The organism is Streptomyces sp. BPTC-684, from assembly GCF_030028635.1.
In the GTDB taxonomy this organism is placed as follows: Bacteria; Actinomycetota; Actinomycetes; order Streptomycetales; family Streptomycetaceae; genus Streptomyces; species Streptomyces noboritoensis.
Genome location: NZ_CP124863.1, coordinates 4,710,223 through 4,734,625, shown reverse-complemented (window position 1 = coordinate 4,734,625; position 24,403 = coordinate 4,710,223). Strand labels below are relative to the sequence as shown.

The following is a 24,403-nucleotide window of genomic DNA, read 5'->3' as shown; positions in this document are numbered from 1 at the left end:
GCACAACATAGAGCAGCGCCCGCCGCGTCCGTGAGGGGACGCGGCGGGCGCTCAACCACCGTACAGAGGACGGCGTTCAGCCCTGGCGCGCCAGGTCCGCCGCGCCCACCAGACCCGCCTTGTTCCCGAGCTGCGCCGCCAGCACCTGCGCGTGCGGCCGCCACTGGCCGCCGATCAGCCAGCGCCGGAACGACTTGCGGATCGGGTCCAGGACCAGCTCGCCCTCGTCCGAGACGCCGCCGCCGACGATGAACGCCGAGGGGTCGAAGAGCGAGGCCAGGTCGGCCAGGCCCGCGCCCGCCCAGCGGGCCAGCTCGCGGAAGGAGTCCACCGCGACCGGGTCGCCCTGGCGGGCGGCCGCGCTGATGTGCTTGCCCTCGATGCCCTCGATCGTGCCGTCGCCGAGGGCGAGCAGGATCTCGGCGTTCTCGGGGGTCGCGTTGGCGCGCTGGCGGGCGTACCGCACGAGCGCGCGCCCCGAGGCGTACTGCTCCCAGCAGCCCTGGCTGCCGCAGCCGCACAGCAGCCCGTCGGGCACCACGCGGATGTGGCCGAACTCGGCGGCCACGCCGAAGCGGCCGCGCCGAAGCTTGTTGCCGATGATGATGCCACCGCCCAGGCCCGTACCGAGCGTGATGCAGATGACGTCCTCGTGGCCCTGGCCCGCGCCGAACTTGTACTCGCCCCAGGCCGCCGCGTTGGCGTCGTTCTCGACGACGACCGGCAGCCCGACCCGCTGCTCGACCTTGTCCTTCAGCGGCTCGTGGCGCCAGTGGATGTTGGGTGCGAAGAGCACGGTGGCGCGCTTGTCGTCGACGTATCCGGCGGCGCCGATGCCGACGGCCTCGATCTCGTGCCCCTTGCCGGCCCCTTCGACCGCGGCGCAGATCGCGTCCACGATGGCGTCAGCGGTCGGCGGCGTGGGCACGGTGTGCGTCTCGAGGATGTGGCCCTCCTCGTCGACCACTCCCGCCGCGATCTTGGTGCCGCCGATGTCGACGCCGATGGTGAGTCCCATTAAGTCCCTCAGTTTTCGGTCGAGCCCCGCTAAGGCCAACCGTACCCGAGGGCGGGCACCCGTCAGTCAGTCCAGGTCGATGTGCTCGGTCGGCCCCGCGCCCGCCCCGCCGTCGCCCTTCTTCGGCCCGCCCGAAGGACCTCCCGAGGACCCGCCCGAGGACCCGCCCGGAGCCGTGTCGGAGGCACCGGACGCCCAGCGGCGCTCATGCCCCTCCACCGCCGAGCGGTAGGCCGCGAGCAGCTCTCCGCCCGCCGCCGCGAGGTGGTCGAAGACCTGCGGGTTGCGCTCGATGACCGGCTCGACCACGGCCTTCGCCTGGCCGATCAGCTGCTGTACGGCGCTCTGCGCGGCCATGCCGGGCAGCGAGGACTGGAGGGAGGCGACCTTGTCGGCGACGGCGTCGACCAGCTTGCGCAGCTCTTCGGCGGCCGAGCCGGGCGGCGGCCCGTAGGCGGCGCGGCGGCGCGCCTTCTCCGCGGCGAGGTCCTCGGCGCACGCGTCGGCCCAGGCATCCGCGTCGGGGGCGGGACGCTCGGTGGCTTCGCTCATGGCGGACTCCAGCTACTGAAGAGAGGGGCTACTGAAGAGAAGGGTCTGTTCTCTCGACGTTACCCGAATGGGGGTACGGCGTTCAGGGCGTCCGGGGCCACAGGTCCGGGTCCGGGGTGAACCGGATCCGCAGGACGCCGCCGGTGAGCCCGGCGCCGGAGACCGTGCAGCGGCGCAGCGCGGAGGGCAGCGTGGCGATCTTGCGGAACGGGCCGACGGTGAGCAGGAGTTCGTCGCCGCGCCGCACCAGCCCGAGCTGGTCGCGGGTGGCCCCGGGCAGCGGCAGATGCCACACCAGGACGCCGTCGTCGACCAGCCGGTCCTCGACGTGCCAGGGCTCCGGGCGTACGGAGGCGCCGTCCTCGGACCACAGTCCGACCTCGCCGGTCGGCCCGTCGATCAGCTCGTCCAGCTCCTCGGTGCCCCGCGGGTCGCGGCCCAGGTGCGGGACCTCGTGCAGCGGTACGGCGGCGAACTCCTCGGCCAGCTCCTTGAGCACGCACTGCTGCTGCCCGGAGAGGGCGGCGAGGAAGGGGTCCGCCGAGCCGGTGGGCAGCACGCGGTTGGCGATCACCGCGTCGGGCACCGCCCCGTGCAGGGCGAGGCCGAGGCGGGCGGTGCGCAGGGCGGCCGCGGCGGCCGGGGTGGGCTCGGCGACCAGCCGTACGGTCGTCGACGGGTCCTCCACCACGGCCTCGACGGCGGCCAGTTCCGCGTCCCAGCGGGCGGCCGTCTCGTACAGCCACTGCGCGGGCATCGGGACCCCGGCCAGCTGGGCGAGGACCGGGCGCAGCGAGCGGGCGGCCTGCCGCTCGGGCGGCAGCAGCCGGCGCAGATAGCGGCGCAGCTGCCCGGGCAGGGCGAGGGCGGCGACGCTCTGGTGGACCGGCGGCATGTCGACGACGACCAGGTCGTGGTCGCCGGCCGCCGCCTCGCGCAGGGCCTTGAGCAGGGCCAGCTGCTCGGCGCCGGGCAGCTCGGTCAGCTCCTCGCCGTCGAGGCGGCCGGCGCCCAGGAGCTCCAGGACGGTCCCGGCCCGGTCCTGGAGGGCGAGCAGTTCGGTGCGGAAGTGGGCGCCGGAGTCGACGCGTACGACGTCGAGGCGCGCCACCTCCTCGTCGCCGAGCAGCCGGGCGAGCGGCTCGTCACGGTCGGCGCTCAGCAGCAGGGCGCGCTCCCCGCGCCGGGCGGCCGCGAGCGCGGTCGCGGCGGCGACGGTGGTGCGGCCCGCGCCGCCGGGACCGGTGACGAGGACCGTACGCACGTCAGGCCTTCTCGGCCCCGTCGGCGGAGCCGGCCGCCGCGCCGCTCTCGACGCGCTTCTTCAGACCCGCGAGCGCGCGGTCGATGATGACCTTCTCGGCCTTGCGCTTGATCATGCCGAGCATGGGGATCTTGACGTCGACGGTCAGCTGGTAGGTGACCTCGGTGTGGCCGCCGGGGGCGGCGGCGAGGGCGTACGAGCCGTCGAGGGCGCGCAGCATCTGGGACTTGACCAGGCTCCAGCTCACCTTGTGGGGGCCGTCCCAGGTGTACTTGAGGGTGTGGTCGTCCTTGATGGCGCCCGCGTCGAGCACCAGGCGGACCTGCTCGGCCCGGCCCTCGGCGTCCTTGGACAGCACCTCGGCCTCCTTCACCTCGCCGGTCCACTCCGGGTACCGGGCGAAGTCGGCGATCACCCCCATCACCTCGGCCGGTGCCGCCTCGATGGTGATAGACGAGCTGGTGTGTTCCGCCATCGTCGTGGCTCCTCCAGTGCGCGGGCCGGTGTGGGGTGACAGAAGTGCAGGCTATCGCGTGCTGCCGGGGCCTCTGTCCGGAGCCCGGGTCACCACTCCAGGGCGAAGGGCCGGGAGGTGGCGGCGAAGTGGCCGACGTTCACGCACTCGGTGCGGCCGACCCGGACCCGGCGGGCGAGCGGCTGGTGGACGTGGCCGAACAGGGCGTACCGGGGCTTCGTCCTGCGGATCGCTTCGAGCAGGGCGCGCGAGCCGCGTTCGAAGCGGCGGGGCACCGTGTCGTAGCAGAGCTCGGGGACGTCCGGCGGGATGTGCGAGCAGAGCACGTCGACCTCGCCGAGCGCCTCGACCTTCGCCGCGTACTCCTCGTCGGAGATTTCATAGGGCGTGCGCATCGGGGTGCGCAGCCCGCCGCCCACGAAGCCGAAGACGCGCCCGCCGATCTCGATCCGCTCGCCGTCCAGGACGGTGGTGCCGGGGCCGGCGTACTGCGGCCACAGGGCCGGTATGTCGACATTGCCGTAAGTCGCGTACGTCGGGGTGGGGAAGGCGGCGAACATCTCGGCGTACTGACGGCGGACCGCCGACTCGATGGCGGCCTCCCGGTCGAGTCCGGCCCACAGGGAGCGGCCCAGCTCACGGGCCTCCTCGAAGCGGCGGGCGGTGCGCAGGGCGACGATCCGGTCGGCGTTCTCGACGCCGAAGAGGTCGGGGAAGATCCCCCGCGAGTGGTCCGCGTAGTCGAGGAAAAGGACGAGGTCACCCAGGCAGACGAGGGCGTCCGCGCCGTCGCCCGCCTTCGCCAGACCCTCGGTGTTCCCGTGCACATCGCTGACCACATGTACTCGCATGGAGCCACCCTAGGCCGCCGGACCTGCGGTTACTTCCGAGTCGCGAAAGGTGTGGACTACTGTGCGCGATGCGGCGCGAAAACCGTGTGACGCAGCGAACATCTGGCCAGGACCCCCTATCGGGAACCCACTACCGGTGGGTAACGTCCGGGCAGTCCAGTTGTGCTCGGAGCGGATCCCCAACAAGTTGCTCCGGGCACCTGCCCGATCTTGGACCAAGCCGGTGCGTCACACAGAGCCGTGGCACCGGCGCCCGATGAGGAGCAGCAGTCTTGCGCGAGTTCAGCCTTCCGGCCCTGTACGAGGTCCCCACGGACGGCAACCTGACGGATCTGATCCGCCGCAATGCCGCTCAGCATCCCGATGTCGCGGTCATGGGCCGCAAGGTCGCGGGACGCTGGACCGACGTTTCCGCCACCCAGTTCCTCGCCGAGGTCCGCGGCGTGGCCAAGGGCCTCATCGCCGCCGGCGTCGAGCCGGGCGACCGGGTGGCCCTGCTCTCCCGCACCCGCTACGAGTGGGTGCTCTTCGACTTCGCCATCTGGAGCGCGGGCGCGGTCACCGTCCCCGTGTACGAGACCAGCTCGCCCGAGCAGATCCAGTGGATCCTCGGCGACTCCGGCGCGACCCTGTGCGTCGTCGAGTCCGAGGCGCACCAGGCCTCCGTCACCTCCGTGCAGTCCGCGCTGCCCGCCCTCAAGGGCATCTGGCAGCTGGACGCCGACGCGGTGGCGCAGCTCACGGCGACCGGCGCGGACGTCTCCGACGAGCTGCTCGACCAGCGGATGTCCTCGGCGCACGCGGACGACCCGGCGACCATCGTCTACACCTCCGGCACCACCGGCCGCCCCAAGGGCTGTGTGCTCACCCACCGCGCCTTCTTCGCGGAGTGCGGCAACGTGGTGGAGCGCCTCAAACCGCTCTTCCGCACCGGCGAGTGCTCGGTCCTGCTCTTCCTGCCCGCCGCCCACGTCTTCGGGCGGCTCGTCGAGGTGGCGTCCGTGATGGCGCCGATCAAGCTCGGCTGCGTACCGGACATCAAGAACCTCACCGACGAGCTGGCCTCGTTCCGGCCGACGCTGATCCTCGGTGTGCCGCGCGTCTTCGAGAAGGTCTACAACGCGGCCCGGGCCAAGGCGCAGGCCGACGGCAAGGGCGCGATCTTCGACAAGGCCGCGCACACCGCGATCGCCTACAGCCGCGCGCTCGGCACGCCGCAGGGCCCCTCCCTCGGCCTCAGGATCAAGCACAAGATCTTCGACAAGCTCGTCTTCAGCAAGCTGCGCGCGGTGCTCGGCGGCAAGGGCGAGTACGCGATCTCCGGCGGCGCTCCGCTGGGCGAGCGGCTCGGCCACTTCTACCGGGGCATCGGCTTCACGGTCCTGGAGGGGTACGGCCTCACCGAGTCCTGCGCGGCGACCGCGTTCAACCCGTGGGACCGGCAGAAGATCGGTACGGTCGGGCAGCCGCTGCCGGGTTCCGTGGTGCGCATCGCGGACGACGGCGAGGTGCTGCTGCACGGCGAGCACCTGTTCACGGGGTACTGGAACAACGAGGCGGCGAGCGCCGAGGCGCTGGCCGACGGCTGGTTCCACACCGGTGACATCGGCACCCTCGACGAGGACGGCTACCTCGCGATCACCGGCCGCAAGAAGGAGATCATCGTCACGGCGGGCGGCAAGAACGTCGCCCCGGCGGTGATCGAGGACCGCATCCGCGCGCACGCGCTGGTCGCGGAGTGCATGGTGGTCGGCGACGGGCGGCCGTTCGTGGGCGCGCTGGTCACGCTCGACGAGGAGTTCCTGGCCCGCTGGGCCGCGGACCACGGCAAGCCGGCCGGTTCGACGGCGGCCTCGCTGCGCCAGGACGCGGAGCTGCTCGCGGAGGTGCAGCGGGCGGTGGACGACGGCAACGCCGCGGTCTCCAAGGCGGAATCGGTGCGGAAATTCCGCATTCTCACCTCCCAGTTGACGGAGGAGGCGGGGCACATCACCCCGTCGCTGAAGCTGAAGCGCAACGTCGTGGCGAAGGACTTCGCGGACGAGATCGAGGCGATCTACGCCCACTGATCCCGGAGCCCGTTCCTACGCGGCGAAGTCCTCCGCGAGGACGCGTTCGAGGTTGCGCTCGGCGAGCGCCGTGATCGTGACGAACGGGTTGACGCCGATGGAGCCGGGCACGAGGGCTCCATCGGTGACGTACAGGCCCGGATACCCCTTCACCCGCCCGTAGCCGTCGGTCGCCCGCCCCAACGGGCAGCCGCCGAGCGGGTGGTAGCAGAAGTCGTCCGCGAACGGCGTGTCGTTGCCGAACAGGTCGTACCGGTAGATCGTCGCGTTCTTGAGGTTGATCCGGTCGAAGAGCCTCTTGGTGGCGTCGACCGAGGGCTGGTTCTGCGCCTTCGTCCAGTTGAGCCTGGCCGAGTCGGTCGCCGGGTCGTACGTGAAGGTGCCGCGCTGCGGGTTCTTGGTGATCGCCAGGTACAGGCTCACCCAGTGCTCGAAGCCCATCGGCAGCGGGGCGATCTCGGCGAAGACCGGATTGGCGGCGTTGTCCCAGTCGTCGATGCCCAGGGCGGGCATGGTGGCCTCGTTGGCGCCGACCGTGTCCCACATGTGGTTGGCGCGGGCGGTCATGATGTTGCCGTTGGTGCCCCAGCCGGTACCGACGGCCGGGTCGAGCGCGGGCAGGGCGCCGGTCTCGCGGGCGCGCAGCAGCAGTTCGGTGGTACCGAGGCTGCCGGCGCCGAGGAAGAGCTTCCCGCAGCCGATCTCCCGGGTCTCCACGACCTTGCCGGTCGGATCGGTGCGGTCGGCGGTGACCACGTAGCCGCCGTCGGGCCGGCTGCGGATCGCGCGGACGTGGTGCAGGGTCTCGATGGTGACCTTGCCGGTGCCGAGGGCCGCGGCGAGGTAGGTCTTGTCGACGGACCGCTTGCCGTGGTTGTTGCCGTAGATGACCTCGCCCGCGAGCGCGGACTTGGTGGCGGTGCCGGCCGCCTCGCGCCGCATGTACCCGAAGTCGTAGACGTTGGGTACGAAGACGGTCTTCAGCCCGGCGTTCTGGGCGGCCTTGCGCGAGGTGCGGGCGAACTTGTACCACTCGGTGGACTCGAACCAGGCCGGGTCGACGGTGTTCACCCCGAGCATGGCATTGGCGCGCGGGAAGTACGTGGCGTACATCTCGGCGGCGTCGACCTGCGGCAGGACCTCCGCGAAGTAGGCGCGGCGCGGGGTGACGGCCATGCCGCCGTTGACGAGCGAGCCGCCGCCGACGCCGCGGCCCACGTACACGGACATGTCGCCGTAGTTCACCCGGTCGAGGACGCCGGGGTAGGGGCTGATGTCCTTGTTGACGACATCGAGCCAGAGGAACGTGGCGAGAGGTGCCTCGGTGCGGGTGCGGAACCACATGGAGCGCTGGTCCGGTGCGGAGGTCGGGCAGAAGACCTTGCCGTCCTGGGCGGGGGTGTCCCAGAGTCTGCCCATCTCCAGGACGAGGGTCCGGATTCCGGCCTGGCCGAGCCGGAGCGCGGCGACGGCCGCGCCGTAGCCGGAGCCGATGACCAGGGCGGGGGTGTCGGTGGCGGCTTGCCCCTGCGCGGCGCGGGCGGGGTCGAGGGTGAGTCGGGTGAGGCCCAGTAGTGCGGCCGTCTGGAGGGCGCCGATCCCCAGGAGGTGACGGCGCGTCAGATTTGGTGTCATGCGCGCAGCATGGGCGGAATTTGGCCTTCCGCCCAGGGTTCACGTTGTCTCAAATCTGAGTGACCGTCAGGGGTGGGAGTGTGGTGGGCCCGGGGGTCGTCTGCGGGTTGGATGTGGCTGGTCGCGCAGTTCCCCGCGCCCCTTTTTGGCCCGGGGTTCGTCTGCGGGCCGGTGGGGGCTGGTCGCGCAGTTCCCCGCGCCCCCAAGACTGCCGGTTGTCTCGCGCGGACCGTGCTGGGCTGAGCGCGCAGTTCCCCGCGCCCCTGGCAACCAAGGGGCGCGGGGCTGTGACATTTGCGGCTCCGCCGCGTGGGCGCGACAAGCGCACGTGGTGCCGCACCCCCAACCCCCTGGGGGCGCGGGGAACTGCGCGCTCAGCCCAGCACGGTCCGCAGACGAACCCCGGGCCGATTAAGGGGCGCGGGGACTGCGCGACAAGCCACACTCAACCCGCACCCGCCCGGCCCGGCCCGGCCCGGCCCGGCCCGGCCCTCACAGCAACCGCTTCAGCTTCTCCGCCAGCAAGTCCCAGCGCCACTTCTCCTCGACCCACGCCCGGCCCCGCTCCCCCATCCTGTGGCGCAGGGCCGGGTCCTGGAGGAGGGTCACGATGCGGTCCGCCGACTCCTCGGGGGAGCCGCCTCGGACCACCCAGCCCGTCTCGCCGTCCAGGACCGCGTCGGGGGCGCCGCCCGAGTCGCCCGCGACCACCGGCAGGCCGGTCGCCGACGCCTCCAGGTAGACGATGCCCAGGCCCTCGACGTCGAGCCCGCCCCGGCGCGTACGGCAGGGCATGGCGAAGACGTCGCCGGCGCCGTAGTGCGCGGGCAGTTCGGACCACGGCACCGGGCCGGTGAAGCGGACCGAGTCCGCGACCCCGGTGTCCTGGGCGAGCTTGTGGAGCTCCGCCTCGTACGGGCCGCCGCCCACGATCAGCAGCACCGCGTCCGGCACGCGCGCGAGGATCGCGGGCATCGCGAGGATGAGGGTGTCCTGGCCCTTGCGCGGCACAAGCCGCGAGACGCAGACGACCACCGGCCGGTCGGTCAGGCCCAGGCGCTCGCGCACCGCGGCGCCGCCCGAGCCCGGGTGGAAGGTCTTCTCGTCGACGCCCGGCGGCAGTTGGACCATCCGGTCGGCCGCCCGCTCGGTCAGCGCGGCAGCGATCCGGGAGCGGGTGTACTCGCCCAGATAGGTGATCGTGTCCGTGCCCTCGCCGATGCGCCGCAGCAGTTGCCGCGAGCCGGGCAGCTGGGCCCAGCCCGCCTCGTGGCCGTGCGTGGTGGCGACGAGGCGTTCCGCGCCCGCCCGGCGCAGCGCGGGCCCCATCAGGCCGAGCGGCGCCGCGGCCCCGAACCATACCGAGGAGCAGCCGTGCTCCTTGAGCAGCCCGACCGCGCGCCGGGTCACCCGGGGCGTCGGCAGCAGCATGGTGGTGCGGTCGCGCACCACGGTGAAGGGCTGTTCGGCGTCGAAGGCGGCGGTCGCCTCGACGCCCTCCCGGCTCCGCTTCCAGGTAGAGGCGTAGACGACCACCCGCTCCGGGTCCAGGCGCAGCGCCATGTTGTGCAGGAACGCCTGGATCCCGCCGGGGCGCGGCGGGAAGTCATTGGTCACGATCAAGGTCTTGTGCATCGCCGCCGACAGTACCGAACGGCCCCGCCTCGTCGCTCGTGCACGGCCCCGCCCGGCATCATGACTGCGCGAACTTCCAGAAAGCCGGTCTTACGGACGAGGTGGGCATGTCGGCGGGAAACGGCACAGGGACCGCGAAGAGCATCCGGGCCGCGGTGGCGGTGTTCGCCGTCACCCGGTGTCTGCTGCTGCTCTGCGTCTTCCGGGTCCTCCTCGTCCCGGGCCCCGACGTCACCAGCGACGTCTCGGTCATCTACCAGGGCTGGTACGAGGTCCTCAAGGCCGGCACGTATCCGCTGGACGACGTCACCTGGCAGTACCCGCCCGCCGCGGCCCTCGCGATCCTCTCCCCCGCCGCCGTCCCCTTCCTCGACTACGCCTCGGGCTTCTTCGTCCTCGCGCTCCTCGCCGACGCGCTCGTCTTCGGGCTGCTCCTGTACGCGGCCGGGCGCCCCGGCAAGTCCCGCGCGGGCGCCCGGATCTGGGTCTGGGGCGTACCGCTGCTCGGGCCCACCGCGTACGCGCGCTACGACCTGATGGTGACGGCGGTCGCGGTGGCCGCGCTGCTTGCCGGGGTCCGCCACCCCCGGGTGCTCGGCGCGCTCGCCGCGCTCGGCGCCCTGCTCAAGGTCTGGCCCGTGCTGCTGCTGGCCCGGGCGCCCCGCCGGGCGTGGGCCGCGGCGGCCGTCACCGCCGGGGCGTTCCTGCTCGGCTGCCACGCGGTCGCGCCCGGCGCGTTCGCCTTCCTCGCCTTCCAGCGCGACCGCGGCACCGAGGTCGAGTCGCTCGGCGCCCTCGTCTTCCACGTGGCCCGCCACCTCGGCTGGCGGGGCCGGGTGCAGCTCAACTACGGCTCGGTGGAGTTCCTCGGCCCGTACGTGCCGCTGGTCTCCACCCTGGCGATGGGGCTGACGGCGGCGGCGTGCGGCTGGCTGCTGCTGTGGCGGCTGCGGGCGTACCGCACCGGGCCGAGCACGCTCGCGGACGCCGCCTTCACGGCCGTACTGCTCTTCACCACCACCAGCCGGGTGATCAGCCCGCAGTATCTGATCTGGCTGGTCGGGCTCGCGGCGGTGTGCCTGGTCTTCCGCGGCACTCCGATGGCCCGGCCCGCGCACCTGGTGCTCGCCGCCGCGGGCGTGACCCTGCTGGAGTTCCCGATCTGGTTCTCGCACGTGGTGGCGAGCGACTGGCTCGGGATGCTGCTCCTGTTCGTCCGCAACGGGCTCCTCACCGTGGCCTCGGTCAGCGCGTGCCGGCGGCTGTGGCGCAGCACGGTCCCCCGCCCCACGCTGCCCGCTCAGCAGGTCCGCGCCAGGGTGTTCTCGGTCCTGGTCCGCTGACCGGCCGTGCGGCCGGGCTGATCACGGCGTAGCCGGTCAGCCCAGCTGGTCGCGCACATAGGCGCGCCACAGGGCCGTGAACTCCTTCGGCGTGGTGGCCAGTTCCTCGTTCAGCGCCTTCTCCAGCGCGCCCTCGCGGTGCTTCTGCCCGCCCACCTTCGTGTAGAGGGCGGCGAGCTTCGCCTCGCCCCAGCGCTGGGCGATCATGCGGCAGGCCAGCCAGCCGCCCTCGTACGCGCGCGCCAGCCGGTCCGCGCCGCCCTCGAAGCCGAAGTCGGCGTCGGCGGGCAGCTCGGCGGGCACCTCGCCGCGCCGCACCGCCTGCTGGAGCTCGGGCGCCGCCTCGGCGGCGGTGCGCCCGGTGCCCCGGTAGCCGACCCAGTCCGCGTACCCCTCCGAGAGCCACATCGGGGTCGCCGGGGAGGTGTGGGCGCGGGTGGCGACATGGGTGGTCTCGTGGGTGAGGACGACCCGCTGGCCGAGGTCGCCGAGCACGCCGTACGCCTCGGGGTTGACGATGACGCGGTCCGCGGGCGCGGTCCCGGCCCCGCCCGCCTCGCCGGTGGTCACCGCGGCGATCCCCCGGTACGAGGCCGGGGGCGCGCCGAGCAGCGCCGCCATCGCGTCGAGCGAGGCGGGCACCAGGACCACCACCTTGTCCGCCCAGCGGCCCGGCCAGGCGGCCGAGACGGCGGGCACCGCGCGGTCGGCGGTGCGCGCGATCTGCTGGAGCGTCTGGCGGTCCTGGCCGACGCCGAGGACCAGGCTGTGCGCGCCGCGCACCACGGACACCGGGCCCTGCTGCCACAGCGGCTCGGCGGCGCCCTCGCCCGGCCGGTCGCCCGTCACGTACCAGCGCCCGGCCCGCTCGTCGAGCTCGACGACCCTGGCCGAGGTCACCGGCGCGCTGTCGTACCCGTCGAGCCGGTAGCGCAGCTCGACCTGGGCGGTGGCCCGGTCGCCCGTGCGGCTGACCCCGGTCACCCGGTACGCCCAGGTGCTCAGCGGCACCTGGCGCAGATTGGCGAACTCGGCGCGCTGGGCGTCCCGCAGCGTCCCGGCGCCCGGGTCGAGCGCGGCCAGATAGCCGCGCTCGTCGTGCCCGAGGACGGCGGCCGCCCGCCCGTCCAGGGTGCGCTGCACCTGGCCGGTGACGGGGTCGGGGGCCGCGGCCGGGGCCGAGCAGGCGGAGAGGGACAGCAGCGCGGCGAGACCGTATCCCGCCGCCCGCCGTCGCCACCCGCCGCTCAGCCAGCCGTACGCCATCCTCCCGATCGTACGTTCACACGCGGGTGACGGAGGAGACGGGCATCATGCCCACCGGGTCGTAGCGCACCGGCGCGCCCGGGTAGGGGGCGTGGATCACCTGGCCGTTGCCCACGTACATCGCGATGTGGCTGGCGTCGGAGCGGTAGGCGACCAGGTCCCCGGGCTGCGCCTCGGCGAGCGAGACCCGTTGCCCGGCGTGCCGCTGGGCCTGCGAGGTGCGCGGCAGGCCGACGCCCGCGTGGGCGTAGGACCACTGCATCAGGCCCGAGCAGTCGAAGCCGGACGGCCCGTTGGCGCCCCAGACGTAGGGCCGGCCCACGGCCTGGCGGGCCGCCGCCACCGCGGCCGCCGCGCGCCCGGAGGCGGGCACCGCCCCGCTCAGGTCGGGCAGTTCGCCGCGCCCGGTGCGCGAGGCCCGGTCGAAGGCGGCGCGCTCGGACGTCGGCAGCGCGAGCAGCACCCGGCGGGCCTGGGCGAGCTTGGACTCGACGGTCCGCTTGTGCCGGGCGACCTCGGCACGGCTGCGCTCCAGCTCGGCGAGCTTGCGGGTGGCCTCGGTGCGCTGCTGGCCGATCCGCCGCTGCTCCTGCTGGAGTTCGCGCAGCTGGGCGCTCTGGCGCTCGCCGATCCGGTCGAGGGCGGCGGCCTTGTCGAGATAGGTGTCGGGGTCCTCGGAGAGCAGCAGCGCGAGCGAGGGGTCCAGGCCGCCCGCGCGGTACTGGGCACCCGCGATCGCGCCGAGCGCGCCCCGCATCCGGTTGATGCGCTCCTGGCCGCGGGCGACGATGTCCTGGGCCTGCTTGACCTGCTCGCGCAGCTGGTCGGCGTGCTCGTCCGCCTTGTTGTACTGCTCGGTGGCCTCCTCCGCCTGGGCGAAGAGCCGGTCGACCCGGTCCTTGCCGGTGTCGCCCGGGTCGGCGCTCGCGGGCGCCGCGAAGGCCGCGGCCGCGGTGGCCGCCGCGGCGGACAGGACGGTGACCCGGGTGCTCTGGGAGAGGCCGGACTGCGTGGGACGGCGATGGGACGCCAAGGAAGCCGCGCTCCTTCCGCTGGTGCGGGCCCCTGCCGCCCGGGCGGGCGGACGAGTTGGACGAGTCACGGGGGGAGCCGCACGCCGGACAGTAGCCGGGCGACCACACGGGGGCCAAAGACCCCGGCGTCCACGCAAAGTGACGCCCCGCCGGAGAACACAGGTCACCGGCGGGGCGTGGCGTCAGCGCGAGTCGCCGGAATTCGCCCGTTCGGACGGCGTCGGCAACCGAGTTGTTATCTGTCCGGAAGGATCAGATGCGTACACCGAACTGGAACGGCATGTTGTCCATCGCCTCGTAGCGGACGCTGGCGCCCGGCTTGGGGGCGTGCAGCACCTGGCCGTTGCCCGCGTAGAGGCCGACGTGGTGCAGGTCGCCGTAGAAGAGCACGAGGTCGCCCGGCTTGAGCTGGCTGCGGCCTATCTGGGTGCCGGCGCCGGCCTGGGCCTGCGAGGTGCGCGGGATGTTGACGCCCGCCTGGCGGTAGGCCCAGGAGGTGAGCCCGGAGCAGTCGTACGAGGCGGTGCCGGTGGCGCCGTACACGTACGGCTTGCCTATCTGGCTCTGGGCGGCCGAGAGGGCCGCGGCGCCGCGCTGCGAGGCGGGGACGTCGTGGCCGAGGTCGGCGCGCTCGTTGGCGCGGTTGGCGCGGGCGTCGTCGGAGGCGATCGAGGCCTTCTCGGCGGCGGTCAGCGAGTTGAGGAGCTTCTGCGCGGCGGCGAGCTTGGACTGGGTCTCGGCCTTCTTGGCGCCGAGCTCCTTGCGGGTGTCCGCGAGGTCCTTGAGCTTGTCCTGGGCTTCCTTGCGCTGCTGCGCCAGGCTGCGCTGCTTCTCCTGGATCTTCTGGAGCGCCTCGCTCTGCTTGGCGCTCAGCTGGTCCAGGGAGGACGCCTTGTCCAGGAAGTCGTCCGGGTTGGCGGAGAGGAAGAGCTGGACCGAGGGGTCGATGCCGCCCGAGCGGTACTGCGCCGAGGCCATCGAACCGAGGCCGTCGCGGAGCTTGTTGAGCTCGTCCTGGCCGCGGGCCACCTTGTCCTGGAGCGCGCCGACCTGCTTCTCCAGCTGGTCCTGCTTCTCCTTGGCGCCGTTGTACTTCTCGGTCGCCTGCTCGGCCTCGTCGTAGAGCTTGTCGACCTTGGACTTCACTTCGCTCTTCGACGGCTTCGGGTCCGCGTGCGCGGCCTGGGACGTGAGAGCGACGGCCGCGGCGGCGGTCGCGGTGAGCACGGTCACGCGGGTACGGCTCGCGGGCTTGGGTCGACGGTGGGACGCCACGAAGGCGAGCTCCTTCTTCCTCAGCCGCCGAACAGCGCAGACTCGGCGGGACCCCCACGGCCACCCCGGACGAGTGATCAACCGCGTGAAGGTTCGAGCCCCGACCCTAGTGACCCTCTTGTGATCAGTTCAAATCCTGATGGGAAAAAATACGGTCGCCGGGAGGATTCTTTACAGTCATCCCACGCGTAGTAATGAGCACTTGACAGAGCGCTGGGAACCGATCACCCGAATTCGGGCATTGAACGCAGGAGTTGCTAGACGCGCGAAAGCCGCTTCAGGAGCATGACGGACGCGACGGGCCGGGCACCGGCCTTGGCGACCCCGTCCGCCACCTCGCGGTCGGTCGAGACGACCACCACCGGGCGCCCGGACGGCTCTGCCCGCACCAGCTGGCGGATCAGCTCGTCGGCGGTCACGCCCGGCTTGGAGAAGAGCACCCGTACACCACGGGGCGGCGCGAGCAGCACCGGGGCGGCGAGCTCGGCCCCGTCGAAGACACAGGTGACCTCGGCGCCCGTCTGCGCGGCGAGCACGGAGAGGCCGCCGAGCAGCCGCAGCCGCTGCTTCTCCAACGGCATCGTCGGATAGCCGGTCTTGGTGACGTTGTAGCCGTCCACCACCAGATGCACCTGCGGCAGCGCGAGCAGCTGGTCCAGGAGCGCCGGATCGGTCTCGGAGAGGGCGCGGGCCGCGATGTCCTTCGGGGTCATCTGTCCTGGTTCGACCGCTTCCACGGTGTCGGCGGGCCGCACCGAGGCCGGGGGCAGGGCGAGTTCGCGCCGCAGCCCGGACGCCGCGTCCAGGACCGTGTCGAGCAGCAGCCGCAGCCGCATGTCCTCGATCGAGCGGCCCTCGCGCACCGCGCGCCGACTCGCCTCGACGGACGCCTCGGCCTCGGTGAGCCGGGTCCTGATCCGCCGCGACTCGCTCTCGGCGGCGGCCACCTGGGCCGCCGCCTCCGCTCTGATCCCGTCGATCTCACCGGCGACCTTGCGCAGGGCAGCCTCGCCGCGCTTGACGTCGCTGAGCGCGCTGCGCAGCTTGCGCTGGAGCGATTCGGCATCCTTGCGGGCCGCAGCCAGGTCGGCGCGCAGCTCCTCCTGCTCGGTGCGCAGCCGCTCGTGCGCCTCGGCCAGCTCCCGGCGCAGCCGCTCCAGCTCGCGCCGGCCCTCCTCGTCGGCGCGCTCGGCGTCGGCGCGCTGGGCCTCCTCGCCGGCGGCGGCGACCAACTTGACCCAGCCGGTGGGCCGCAGCACGTACGCGGCGGCCGCCACGTCGACGGGGTCGGCGGCCGCGGGCGGCGCGCCGGACTCCAGGGCGCCCGCCAGCTCCGGCTGCGCCTCCTTCAGACGCTCCCCGATCCGCTGCCGGAAGACCGGGTCGGACTCCAGGGCCGCGGCCATGGCGTTGCCCGCGAACTTGGCACGACGAGTCGGGGTGAAACGGGCGTACTGCCGCAACTGCGACGGCAGTTCGGCGACGGTCAGCCCGCCGAAGGCGTCCGAGACCAGGGCGACGACCCTGCGCCGCACCCCTTCGGGCAGCGGGCGGTCGAGCACCTCGGCGGGGCCGTCACCGGCCGCACCGGCCGGTTCGGCACCGCTTGCATGCTCCACGATCCGTCACCTCAACTGTCGTCCGTCGCCCGTGTCCGGGCCCGTTCACTGCGCGCCGGCGTCCGGCCTGTCCACCAGCTCGATCTGGTCCACCGCGTTGCACCAGCGGCAGCGCACCGACTCGATGGTCTCACTGACCACCTCGCGTTCCTCGACCTTCGGCTCTCCGGCGAGGTCCAGATGGACGTACTCGACGACCTTCGACGAACGGGTGACGTCGAAACGGGTCAGATTGCCGCAGAGGGTGCAGCGCCACCGGGTGGTGGCGGTGGGCAGGGGAACGCTGGTCATGTGGTGCTGACCTCTTTCCACGGTTCCGCGCCGGGGCCCGGGGCCTCGTGCGCGGTAGGTTCATGGTCCAGGATCTCGCGGTGCGCCGTCGAACTGCGGATGTACTGCCCGTAACCCTACGGCCTACCGGGCACCCCCCGGCACGGCGAGGCGGTCTGTACCGTTCGGTCCGGTTACGCCATGCTCTGTTCATGATCGAGTGGAGCGCCCTGCGCGCGGCGGCGGTGCGCGGCCCGACGGTCACCTACACCGTCCTGGCGCTCTGCTGCCTGGTCTTCCTCGTCAGCCCGGTGTCCGGCCTCAATCCCTCGTACGGGACGGGGGACGCGCTCCTCGCGGCGCAGGGCGCGTATTTCGCCCGGTGGGGTGTCATCCCGAACGAACTGACGGCCGGTGACCCCGGCACGCTCGTCACCCCCCTCACGGCGCTCTTCGTGCACGGCAACTGGCTGCACCTGCTGGGGAACATGCTCTTCCTCTACGTCTTCGGCGTGATGGCCGAGGAGCGCATGGGCAGGATCGGGTTCGCGCTGTTCTACCTCGGCGCGGGCTACCTCGCCCTGCTCGCGTACGCGGTGGCGCACGCGTCGTCCGACCAGACGCTGGTGGGCGCGTCGGGGGCGATCTCGGGTGTCCTGGGCGCCTTCCTCTACCTGTTCCCCCGGGCGAGGGTGACCAGCCTCTTCCCCTTCCTCTTCTTCCTGCCCCTGCGCTTCCCGGCGGCGCTGGTGCTGGTGTTCTGGTTCGTGCTGCAGTGGCTGGCGGTCAGGGCGGCTCCGGCGGGGCCGGGGGTGGCGTACCTGGCCCATCTCGTCGGCTTCGGCCTGGGGTTTCTCTACGCCTGGGGCCGGTTCCGCGGGGCGGCTAGAGTGAAACGACCGAAACGACCGGAGCCCCCCGCGTCGGCCGCCACCGAGGGAGAGAACCAGCCGTGATCACCGCGATCGTGCTCATCAAGACCAGCGTGGACCGGATCCCCGAGATCGCGGAGTCGATCGCGTCGCTGGAGAACGTCAGCGAGGTGTACTCGGTGACCGGCACCTACGACTTGATCGCCCTGGTCCGGGTGGCCCGCCACGACGACCTGGCGGACATCATCCCCGGCCGCATCAGCAAGATCCCCGGGGTGGAGGTCACGGACACGCACGTGGCGTTCCGCACGTATTCGCAACACGACCTGGAGGCGGCGTTCGCGATCGGCCTCGATGCCTAGCCCCACCCCGCCCCTTCCCTAAACCCTCCGGGGGTGGGTGGGGGTGAAGGCGGCTCTCCCGGGGGCTACGCCCCCGGACCCCTTTGGCGGGGCCTGCGGCCCCTGCACCCCGCCGTGTTCGTCTGCGGGCCGTCTGTGGCTGGTCGCGCAGTTCCCCGCGCCCCTGGGGGTTAGGGGCGCGGGGAACTGCGCGAGCAACCCAGCACGGTCCGCAGACGAACACAGGGGGGTCTGGGGGCGCAGTCCCCAGCAGCCCACCCCGACCCACCACCCGGCCGCCCGCCAGAGGGCTTTCGGGAAGGGGCGGGGAGGGGCAACTCACACCGCGGGCACGCAGCGGCCCTCCTCCGTGTGGTACGTCCACTTCGCACCGTCCCGCACCAGCTCCCGCACCGCCCCCACGAAGCGGTCCACGTGCTCGTCCGGCGTGCCCGCCCCGAAGCTGACCCGGATCGCGTTCAGGGAGCGCTCGCCCGGCTCCGCCTCGGGCGCGCCGCACTCGCCCGGCTCCTGCGGCTCGCTGCCGAGGAGCGTGCGTACCAGCGGGTGCGCGCAGAACAGACCGTCGCGGACCCCGATCCCGTACTCCGCCGACAGCGCCGCCGCGAAGTGCGAGCTGTTCCAGCCGTCGACGACGAACGAGATCACGCCGACCCGGGGCGCGTCGTCGCCGAACAGCGACAGGACGCGGACTTCCGGAACCGCCGCCAGTCCCTCCCGCACCTTCGCGATCAGGTGCTTCTCCCGCTCCACCAGGCCCTCGAAGCCCGCCTCCGTGAGCGCCTTGCAGGCGGACGCGATGGCGTACACGCCGATCACGTTCGGCGATCCGGCCTCGTGGCGGGCCGCCGTGGCGTGCCACTCGACGTCCACCCCGCCGTCCGCGCGCCGGGCGACCTTGCGGGAGGCGCCGCCGCCCGCGAGGTACGGCTCGGACGCCTGGAGCCAGTCCGCCCGGCCCGCCAGCACCCCGGAGCCGAACGGCGCGTACAGCTTGTGGCCCGAGAAGGCGATCCAGTCGACGTCCAACTCCCGTACGGAGACGGGGTGGTGGGGCGCCAGCTGCGCCGCGTCGAGCACGATCCGCGCCCCGTGCGCGTGCGCCGCCGCCGCCAGCTCCTTCACCGGCCACAGCTCACCGGTGACATTGGAGGCGCCCGTGACGCAGACCAGGGCCGGGCCGTACGGGTCGCGGTCCGCCAGCGCCCGCTCCAGCGTCTGCACCGCCTGCTGCGGCGTACGCGGCGCGTTGAGGTAGGTCACCCGCGCGTCCCGCCACGGCAGCAGCGACGCGTGGTGCTCGGTCTCGAAGACGAAGACCTGGCAGTCGGCCGGGACCACCTGGGCCAGCAGGTTCAGGGAGTCCGTCGTCGAGCGGGTGAACACCACCTGGTCGCCCGCGCGGCAGTCCAGGAACTCCGCCACCGCCGCCCGGCTGTTCTCGAACAGGTCCGTGGACAGCTGCGAGAGGTAGCCCGCGCCGCGGTGCACGCTGCCGTAGTAGGGGGCGTACGCGGCCACGTCGTCCCACACCCGCTGGAGGGCCGGGGCGCTCGCCGCGTAGTCGAGGGCCGCGTACGTCACCTCGCCCCCGGTGACCAGCGGCACGGTGACGTCCCGGCCGAGCACCGGCAGCGGCGCCGCACAGCAGGCTTCGTCGGAGGATTCGGCGGAGGAGGCGGAAACGGCGGTGGAAAGGCGTGCGGACATGGCGGTATCTCCCGGCAGGTCAAGGCGAAAGGAATGACTGTGGAGCCCCCGCGGCACGGCACAGCAGCCCAACGGGCGCCGGATGCACGGGGGTTGACCTCGAAACACGGGCAGAACGGGCCCGCGGAGGTGTACAGGAAAAGGGGCCGTAGGCCCTATCGCATTCGCTTGCTCACGAGACTGCTCCCTTGAGGACCAGGACCCCAGGGGCGCGCCACTCCGAACGGAGTGCGCAGGGGTCCGCGCTTGCCGCAGACCTCGCTGCCTGCGACCTGGTCTTCACCCGGGGCACCCCGCCACGGACGGAGGGTTGCCGGACAGCGGGCCGGGGCCGTAGTCGCTGTCACTCATGACCTTGGAAAGCATCCTGCCATACGTCCGCGTACGCGCAAGGCGCGGTCCGGATGCCGGACTGCGCCTTGCGTCACACTGCCCCAACCAGCACGCCCTCAAGCGTTGCTCGCGGCCACCCAGCGCTCCAGGGCCCGCCGCGCCGCGCCGGAGTCGATCGCCTCGGCCGCCTGGGCGATCCCGGCCCGGATCTGCTCCTCCAGGCTCCCCGAGCCCGGCTCCAGGGCGACCAGCGCCGCCGCCGAGTTGAGCAGCACCGCGTCCCGCACCGGCCCGGTCTCGCCGCCGAGCAGCCGCCGGGCCACGTCCGCGTTGTACGAGGCGTCCGCGCCGCGCAACGCCTCGACCGGCACCAGGTCGATGCCCACGTCCCTGGGGTCGAACGCCTCCTCGCGCACGGCCCCGTCCCGTACCACCCAGACCCGGGAGGTCGCGGTGGTCGTCAGCTCGTCCATGCCGTCGTCGCCGCGGAACACCAGCGCGGAGGAGCCGCGCTCGGCGAGCACCCCGGCCACGATCGGCGCCATGCGCGCGTCCGCGACGCCGGTGGCCTGGGCCTTGACCCGGGCCGGGTTGGTGAGCGGACCGAGGAAGTTGAAGGTCGTGCGGATGCCGAGCTCGCGGCGTGCGGCGGCGACGTACCGCAGAGCGGGGTGGAACTTCACCGCGAAGCAGAAGGTGACGCCCGCCTCCTCGGCGACCTGGACCACCTGCCGGGGCGTGAGGTCCAGGTTGACGCCGAGCTTCTCCAGGACGTCGGAGGCGCCACTGGCCGAGGACGCGGCCCGGTTGCCGTGCTTGACGACCTTGGCGCCGGTGCCCGCCACCACGATGGAGGACATGGTGGAGATGTTGACGGTCTTGGCGCCGTCGCCGCCGGTGCCGACGATGTCCACGGTCCGGCCGGGCACCTCGATGAGGTTGGCGTGCTCGTACATCGCGCGGACCATGCCGGTGATCTCGGCGACCGTCTCGCCCTTGGCGCGCAGGGCCACCGCGAACCCGGCGATCTGCGCGTCGGTCGCCTCGCCGCGCATGATCCGGTCCATCGCCCAGGCGGTCGCCTCGGCGCTCTGGTCGGTGCCGTTCAGCAGTGCGTCCAGTACGCCCGGCCAGGAGTAGGCCGCCACGCTGTCGCCGCCAACCGGGGTCACAACGTTCATGGTCCGCTCCTGGGTCCATCGACGGATATGGGAATGGGAACACCCTATCCAGCCCGGCGGGACGGCGAAGGGCCCCGTCCACGCGGTGGACGGGGCCCTGGTGCTGTGTGGCGTACAGCGGTCTCGCTATGAGGGGATCAGTGGTGGCCGTGGCCGCTGGTGATCTCCTCGAACTCCTCGGCGGTCGGCTTGGCGATCTGGCTCTGCTCGCCGAAGTAACCCTTGTGGAGCTTGACGCGCAGCTTCTCCATCGCGGAGACCTTGCGCTTGACACCGTTCTCGTCGACGGCCGCGGGCAGCTCCGCCGGGCGGGTCTGCTCGTGCGCGGTGAGCTTGTACAGCTGGCCCGCGTCGAGCGGCTCGTGGACCTCGACGAATTCACCGTGCGGCAGCCGCTTGATGATGCCGGTCTCGCGACCGTGCAGCACCTTCTCGGCGTCCCGGCGCTGGAGGCCCAGGCAGATCCGCTTGGTGACGATGAACGCGATGACCGGGCCGACGAAGAACGCGATCCGGACGAACCAGGTGATGGCGTTGAGCGACAGGTGGAAGTTGGTCGCCCACAGGTCGTTGCCACCGCCGACCAGCATCACCATGTACGCGGTCACCCACGCCACACCGATGCCGGTGCGGACGGGAGCGTTGCGCGGACGGTCGGCGATGTGGTGCTCGCGGGTGTCCTTGGTGATCCAGGCCTCGATGAACGGGTAGGCCGCGATCGCGAAGAGCACCAGCGGGAAGATCACCAGCGGGATGAACACACCGAGGACCAGCGTGTGGCCCCACAGGTTGATCTCCCAGCCCGGCATCACTCGGATGAGGCCTTCGGCGAAGCCCATGTACCAGTCGGGCTGGGCGCCGGTCGACACCTGGTCCGGGCGGTACGGGCCGATCTCCCAGATCGGGTTGATCGAGGCGATCGCCGCGATGACCGCGATGACACCGAACACCAGGAAGAAGAAGCCGCCGGCCTTGGCCGTGTAGACGGGCAGCAGCGGCGCGCCCACGACGTTCTTGTTGGTGCGGCCGGGGCCCGCGAACTGGGTGTGCTTGTGGTAGAAGACCAGGATCAGGTGAGTGATCATCAGGCCGAGCATGATGCCGGGCAGCAGCAGGATGTGGACCGAGTAGAACCGGGCCACGAAGTCGCCGCCGGGGAACTCGCCGCCGTAGATGAAGAACGACAGGTACGTGCCGACGACCGGCACGCCCAGGATGGCGCCCTCCATGAACCGGACGCCGGTGCCCGAGAGCAGGTCGTCCGGGAGCGAGTAGCCGGTGAAGCCGGTGAACATGCCGCAGAAGAACAGCAGGAAGCCGAAGAGCCAGTTGACCTCGCGCGGCTTGCGGAACGCGCCCGTGAAGAAGACGCGCATCATGTGCACGAACATGCCGGCGAGGAAGATCAGCGCCGCCCAGTGGTGGATCTGCCGGATCAGCAGACCACCGCGCACATCGAAGCTGATGTGCATGGTCGAGTTGAACGCCTCGGACATCTGCACGCCCTGGAGCGGAACGTAGGAGCCGTCGTAGACGACCTCGTTCATGCTCGGGTGGAAGAACAGCGTCAGATACACACCCGTGAGGATGATGATGATGAAGCTGTACATGCAGATCTCGCCCAGCATGAAGGACCAGTGGTCCGGGAAGATCTTGCGCATGTTGGTCTTGGCCAGGGTGTAGATCCCCAGCCGGCCGTCGGCCCAGTCGGCGAACTTCTCGCCGTTCCCGGCCTCGCGCCGTTCGTCAGTCGTGGTGGTGCTCATCCGCGCTCCCAGAAGGCAGGACCGACGGGCTCTTCGAAGTCGCCGAGCGCTTCGAGGTAACCCTCGCTGTTCACGCCGATGCGCAGCTGCGGCAGAGCGTGACCGGCCGGGCCGAAGATGACGCGGGCCCCGTCGGAGAGGTCGAAGGTGGACTGGTGGCACGGGCAGAGCACGTGGTGGGTCTGCTGCTCGTACAGGCTGATCGGGCAACCGACGTGGGTGCAGATCTTCGAGAACGCCACGATGCCCTGGTGCGACCACTCCAGCTCGCGCTTGTCCTTGATGTTCTCCGGCTGCAGCCGGACGATCATCAGGGCGGCCTTGGCGATCTGGGTCTGGAAGTCGTGCTGGTCCTCCTCCAGGCCCTCGGGCTTGGCGAAGGTGAGCGAGCCGACGGCCACGTCCTCGGGACGGAGCGGCTCGTTGGTGTTCATGTTGATGAGGGCCTTGCCCTTGGCCCACATCGTCTTGCGCAGCTTGTCCTCGGGCAGGGTGCCCAGGTCGCGCAGGAGCACCACGCCGGCGAGCGGCACCATGGCCAGCGCGCCGTACATGGTGTTGCGGATGAGCTTGCGGCGGCCGAAGCCGGACTCGCGGACGCCGTCCGCCCAGTCCTGCATGACCTTCTCGCGAACCTCCGGCGGCGCCGCGATCTCGTGGCGGTCGTCCGACATCTCCTCGTCGGACATCAGCGTGCGGGCCCAGTGGACCGCGCCGGCGCCGATGCAGAACAGCGCGACGCCCAGGGTCAGCCCCAGGGAGAAGTTCAGCGCGCTGACGTGCCCGAACGGGAAGATGTAGACGATCTTGTCGATCGGGAAGATCACGAAGGACGCGATGAAGGCGACCGTCGCGACCATCGAGAGCATGAAGAGACCGGCGACCACGCGCTCGGAGCGCCTGGCGGCCGCCTCGTCGATGTCCTGGACGCGCGGCTTGTGGGGCGGAAGCCCCGGGTCCGCGAACGGGTCGCGGGCGCGCTCGACCGAGCCGTGCTCGGGGTCCTGCTCGCTGGGCAGGTTCTCGGAATTGTCTTGGCTACTCATGACTTCTTGGCCTTAGCGGAGTGGGCCGCGATCCAGATGGCGACTGCGATGAGGGCACCGAGGCCGAAGATCCACGCGAACAGACCCTCGCTGACGGGGCCGAGGCCACCGAGCGAGAGACCGCCCGGGCTCGCCGTCTTCTCACTGTTCACGGCGTCCAGGTACGCGATGATGTCCTGCTTCTGCTTCTGCGGCATCGTCGTGTCGGGGAACGACGGCATGTTCTGCGGGCCGGTCTGCATGGCCTCGTAGATGTGCTTCGGTTCCACGCCCTCCAGGCTGGGGGCGTACTTGCCGTGCGTCAGCGCACCGCCCTTGCCGGAGAAGTTGTGGCACTGGGCGCAGTTGGTGCGGAACAGCTCGCCACCCTTGGCGATGTCCGCGCCTTCCGGGCTGTACTGCTTCTCGGTCGGCTTGATCGGGCCGGCGCCGAGGGAGGCGACGTACGCGGCGAGCTGGTCGATCTCGGCCTGCGAGTAGATGACCTTCTTCTTCGGCACCTGGGCGCCGGGCTGCTGCGCCGGCATACGGCCGGTGCCGACCTGGAAGTCCACGGCGGCGGAGCCGACGCCGACCAGGGACGGGCCGTCAGAGGTGCCCTGACCGCCGGTTCCGTGGCAGCTGGCGCAGCCGACGGAGTAGAGCTTCTTGCCCTCGTCGATGGCGAGGGACTGGGCGGTTTCGTCGGCCTTCGCCTTGTCCGCGGGCGCGAACGCGGCGTACAGCCCCCCGGTGGCCGCCAGCGCGAGGAGTAGGACGACGAGCGCCGCCAGCGGATGGCGTCGTCGTGCGGAGAGCTTTTTCACGGATTACCCCGGTGTCAGGAT

The 24,403-nt window shown here is 71.9% G+C and carries 21 protein-coding genes and 1 riboswitch; of the genes, 4 read left to right on the top strand and 17 right to left on the bottom strand.

All coding sequences use genetic code 11. From position 1 onward, the window contains the following. Nucleotides 1-76: 76 nt before the first annotated feature. From QIY60_RS20905 to QIY60_RS20885, 5 genes are all read right to left on the bottom strand, one after another. Nucleotides 77-1,018 carry an ROK family glucokinase gene (locus tag QIY60_RS20905; protein WP_190088730.1) on the bottom strand — a complete coding sequence of 314 codons (942 nt, stop codon included), beginning with the start codon at nt 1,016-1,018 and terminating at the stop codon, nt 77-79. Nucleotides 1,019-1,084: 66 nt separating this feature from the next. Then, nucleotides 1,085-1,570, bottom strand: coding sequence for a DUF5304 family protein (locus QIY60_RS20900; RefSeq protein ID WP_283143794.1), 486 nt, complete (start codon nt 1,568-1,570; stop codon nt 1,085-1,087). Nucleotides 1,571-1,652: 82 nt separating this feature from the next. Beyond that, nucleotides 1,653-2,834: an ArsA-related P-loop ATPase gene (locus tag QIY60_RS20895; protein WP_283143793.1), complete on the bottom strand. Its 1,182-nt coding sequence runs from the start codon at nt 2,832-2,834 to the stop codon at nt 1,653-1,655. Between the two features lies 1 nt (nt 2,835). After that, nucleotides 2,836-3,309: an SRPBCC family protein gene (locus tag QIY60_RS20890; protein ID WP_283143792.1), complete on the bottom strand. Its 474-nt coding sequence runs from the start codon at nt 3,307-3,309 to the stop codon at nt 2,836-2,838. Nucleotides 3,310-3,398: 89 nt separating this feature from the next. Beyond that, nucleotides 3,399-4,160: a metallophosphoesterase gene (locus QIY60_RS20885; protein ID WP_283143791.1), complete on the bottom strand. Its 762-nt coding sequence runs from the start codon at nt 4,158-4,160 to the stop codon at nt 3,399-3,401. Between the two features lie 272 nt (nt 4,161-4,432). Here QIY60_RS20885 and QIY60_RS20880 point away from each other — a divergent pair, with 272 nt between their 5' ends. Then, a complete protein-coding gene (locus tag QIY60_RS20880; protein WP_283143790.1) occupies nt 4,433-6,229 on the top strand; it encodes an AMP-dependent synthetase/ligase in 1,797 nt (598 codons plus the stop codon). 15 nt (nt 6,230-6,244) lie between these two features. Here the strand turns inward: QIY60_RS20880 and QIY60_RS20875 are convergent, their stop codons facing one another. Beyond that, on the bottom strand, nt 6,245-7,864 hold the full coding sequence (locus QIY60_RS20875; RefSeq protein WP_283143789.1) for a GMC oxidoreductase: 1,620 nt from the start codon (nt 7,862-7,864) through the stop codon (nt 6,245-6,247). 492 nt (nt 7,865-8,356) lie between these two features. Next, nucleotides 8,357-9,499 (bottom strand): glycosyltransferase family 4 protein, encoded by a 1,143-nt coding sequence (locus tag QIY60_RS20870; protein ID WP_283143788.1) that lies wholly within the window; start codon nt 9,497-9,499, stop codon nt 8,357-8,359. Between the two features lie 107 nt (nt 9,500-9,606). On the opposite strand from QIY60_RS20870, the gene QIY60_RS20865 reads away from it, so the two are divergent. After that, on the top strand, nt 9,607-10,842 hold the full coding sequence (locus tag QIY60_RS20865; protein ID WP_283143787.1) for a glycosyltransferase 87 family protein: 1,236 nt from the start codon (nt 9,607-9,609) through the stop codon (nt 10,840-10,842). 36 nt (nt 10,843-10,878) lie between these two features. Here the strand turns inward: QIY60_RS20865 and QIY60_RS20860 are convergent, their stop codons facing one another. From QIY60_RS20860 to QIY60_RS20840, 5 genes are all read right to left on the bottom strand, one after another. Then, nucleotides 10,879-12,108 (bottom strand): hypothetical protein, encoded by a 1,230-nt coding sequence (locus QIY60_RS20860; RefSeq protein WP_283143786.1) that lies wholly within the window; start codon nt 12,106-12,108, stop codon nt 10,879-10,881. Between the two features lie 16 nt (nt 12,109-12,124). Continuing rightward, nucleotides 12,125-13,141: an NlpC/P60 family protein gene (locus tag QIY60_RS20855; RefSeq protein WP_283143785.1), complete on the bottom strand. Its 1,017-nt coding sequence runs from the start codon at nt 13,139-13,141 to the stop codon at nt 12,125-12,127. Between the two features lie 253 nt (nt 13,142-13,394). Then, nucleotides 13,395-14,417 (bottom strand): C40 family peptidase, encoded by a 1,023-nt coding sequence (locus tag QIY60_RS20850; protein ID WP_283143784.1) that lies wholly within the window; start codon nt 14,415-14,417, stop codon nt 13,395-13,397. Nucleotides 14,418-14,674: 257 nt separating this feature from the next. Beyond that, complete coding sequence (locus tag QIY60_RS20845; RefSeq protein WP_283146019.1) at nt 14,675-16,039, bottom strand: NYN domain-containing protein; 1,365 nt, start codon at nt 16,037-16,039, stop codon at nt 14,675-14,677. Nucleotides 16,040-16,081: 42 nt separating this feature from the next. Next, complete coding sequence (locus tag QIY60_RS20840) at nt 16,082-16,327, bottom strand: hypothetical protein (RefSeq protein WP_283143783.1); 246 nt, start codon at nt 16,325-16,327, stop codon at nt 16,082-16,084. A 191-nt stretch (nt 16,328-16,518) separates the two neighbouring features. On the opposite strand from QIY60_RS20840, the gene QIY60_RS20835 reads away from it, so the two are divergent. Together QIY60_RS20835 and QIY60_RS20830 are read left to right on the top strand one after the other, a co-directional pair. After that, nucleotides 16,519-17,262 carry a rhomboid family intramembrane serine protease gene (locus tag QIY60_RS20835; protein WP_283143782.1) on the top strand — a complete coding sequence of 248 codons (744 nt, stop codon included), beginning with the start codon at nt 16,519-16,521 and terminating at the stop codon, nt 17,260-17,262. After that, nucleotides 17,259-17,540 carry an Lrp/AsnC ligand binding domain-containing protein gene (locus tag QIY60_RS20830; RefSeq protein ID WP_067158275.1) on the top strand — a complete coding sequence of 94 codons (282 nt, stop codon included), beginning with the start codon at nt 17,259-17,261 and terminating at the stop codon, nt 17,538-17,540. The genes QIY60_RS20835 and QIY60_RS20830 overlap by 4 nt, the downstream gene beginning before the upstream one ends. A gap of 318 nt (nt 17,541-17,858) precedes the next feature. Here the strand turns inward: QIY60_RS20830 and QIY60_RS20825 are convergent, their stop codons facing one another. The 5 genes from QIY60_RS20825 to QIY60_RS20805 form a co-directional block, all read right to left on the bottom strand. Then, nucleotides 17,859-19,250 (bottom strand): aminotransferase class V-fold PLP-dependent enzyme, encoded by a 1,392-nt coding sequence (locus tag QIY60_RS20825; protein ID WP_283143781.1) that lies wholly within the window; start codon nt 19,248-19,250, stop codon nt 17,859-17,861. A gap of 237 nt (nt 19,251-19,487) precedes the next feature. Beyond that, nucleotides 19,488-19,605: riboswitch (SAM riboswitch) on the bottom strand. 94 nt (nt 19,606-19,699) lie between these two features. Next, nucleotides 19,700-20,764 (bottom strand): anthranilate phosphoribosyltransferase, encoded by a 1,065-nt coding sequence (gene trpD / locus QIY60_RS20820; RefSeq protein ID WP_283143780.1) that lies wholly within the window; start codon nt 20,762-20,764, stop codon nt 19,700-19,702. Nucleotides 20,765-20,901: 137 nt separating this feature from the next. Continuing rightward, the gene (locus QIY60_RS20815; protein ID WP_283143779.1) at nt 20,902-22,530 is read right to left on the bottom strand and encodes a cytochrome bc complex cytochrome b subunit; all 1,629 of its coding nucleotides are present in this window, start codon (nt 22,528-22,530) and stop codon (nt 20,902-20,904) included. Beyond that, nucleotides 22,527-23,576 carry a Rieske 2Fe-2S domain-containing protein gene (locus QIY60_RS20810; protein ID WP_283143778.1) on the bottom strand — a complete coding sequence of 350 codons (1,050 nt, stop codon included), beginning with the start codon at nt 23,574-23,576 and terminating at the stop codon, nt 22,527-22,529. Before QIY60_RS20810 ends, QIY60_RS20815 begins: the two co-directional genes overlap by 4 nt. Continuing rightward, the gene (locus QIY60_RS20805; protein ID WP_101387985.1) at nt 23,573-24,382 is read right to left on the bottom strand and encodes a c-type cytochrome; all 810 of its coding nucleotides are present in this window, start codon (nt 24,380-24,382) and stop codon (nt 23,573-23,575) included. The genes QIY60_RS20810 and QIY60_RS20805 overlap by 4 nt, the downstream gene beginning before the upstream one ends. Nucleotides 24,383-24,403 lie beyond the last annotated feature (21 nt).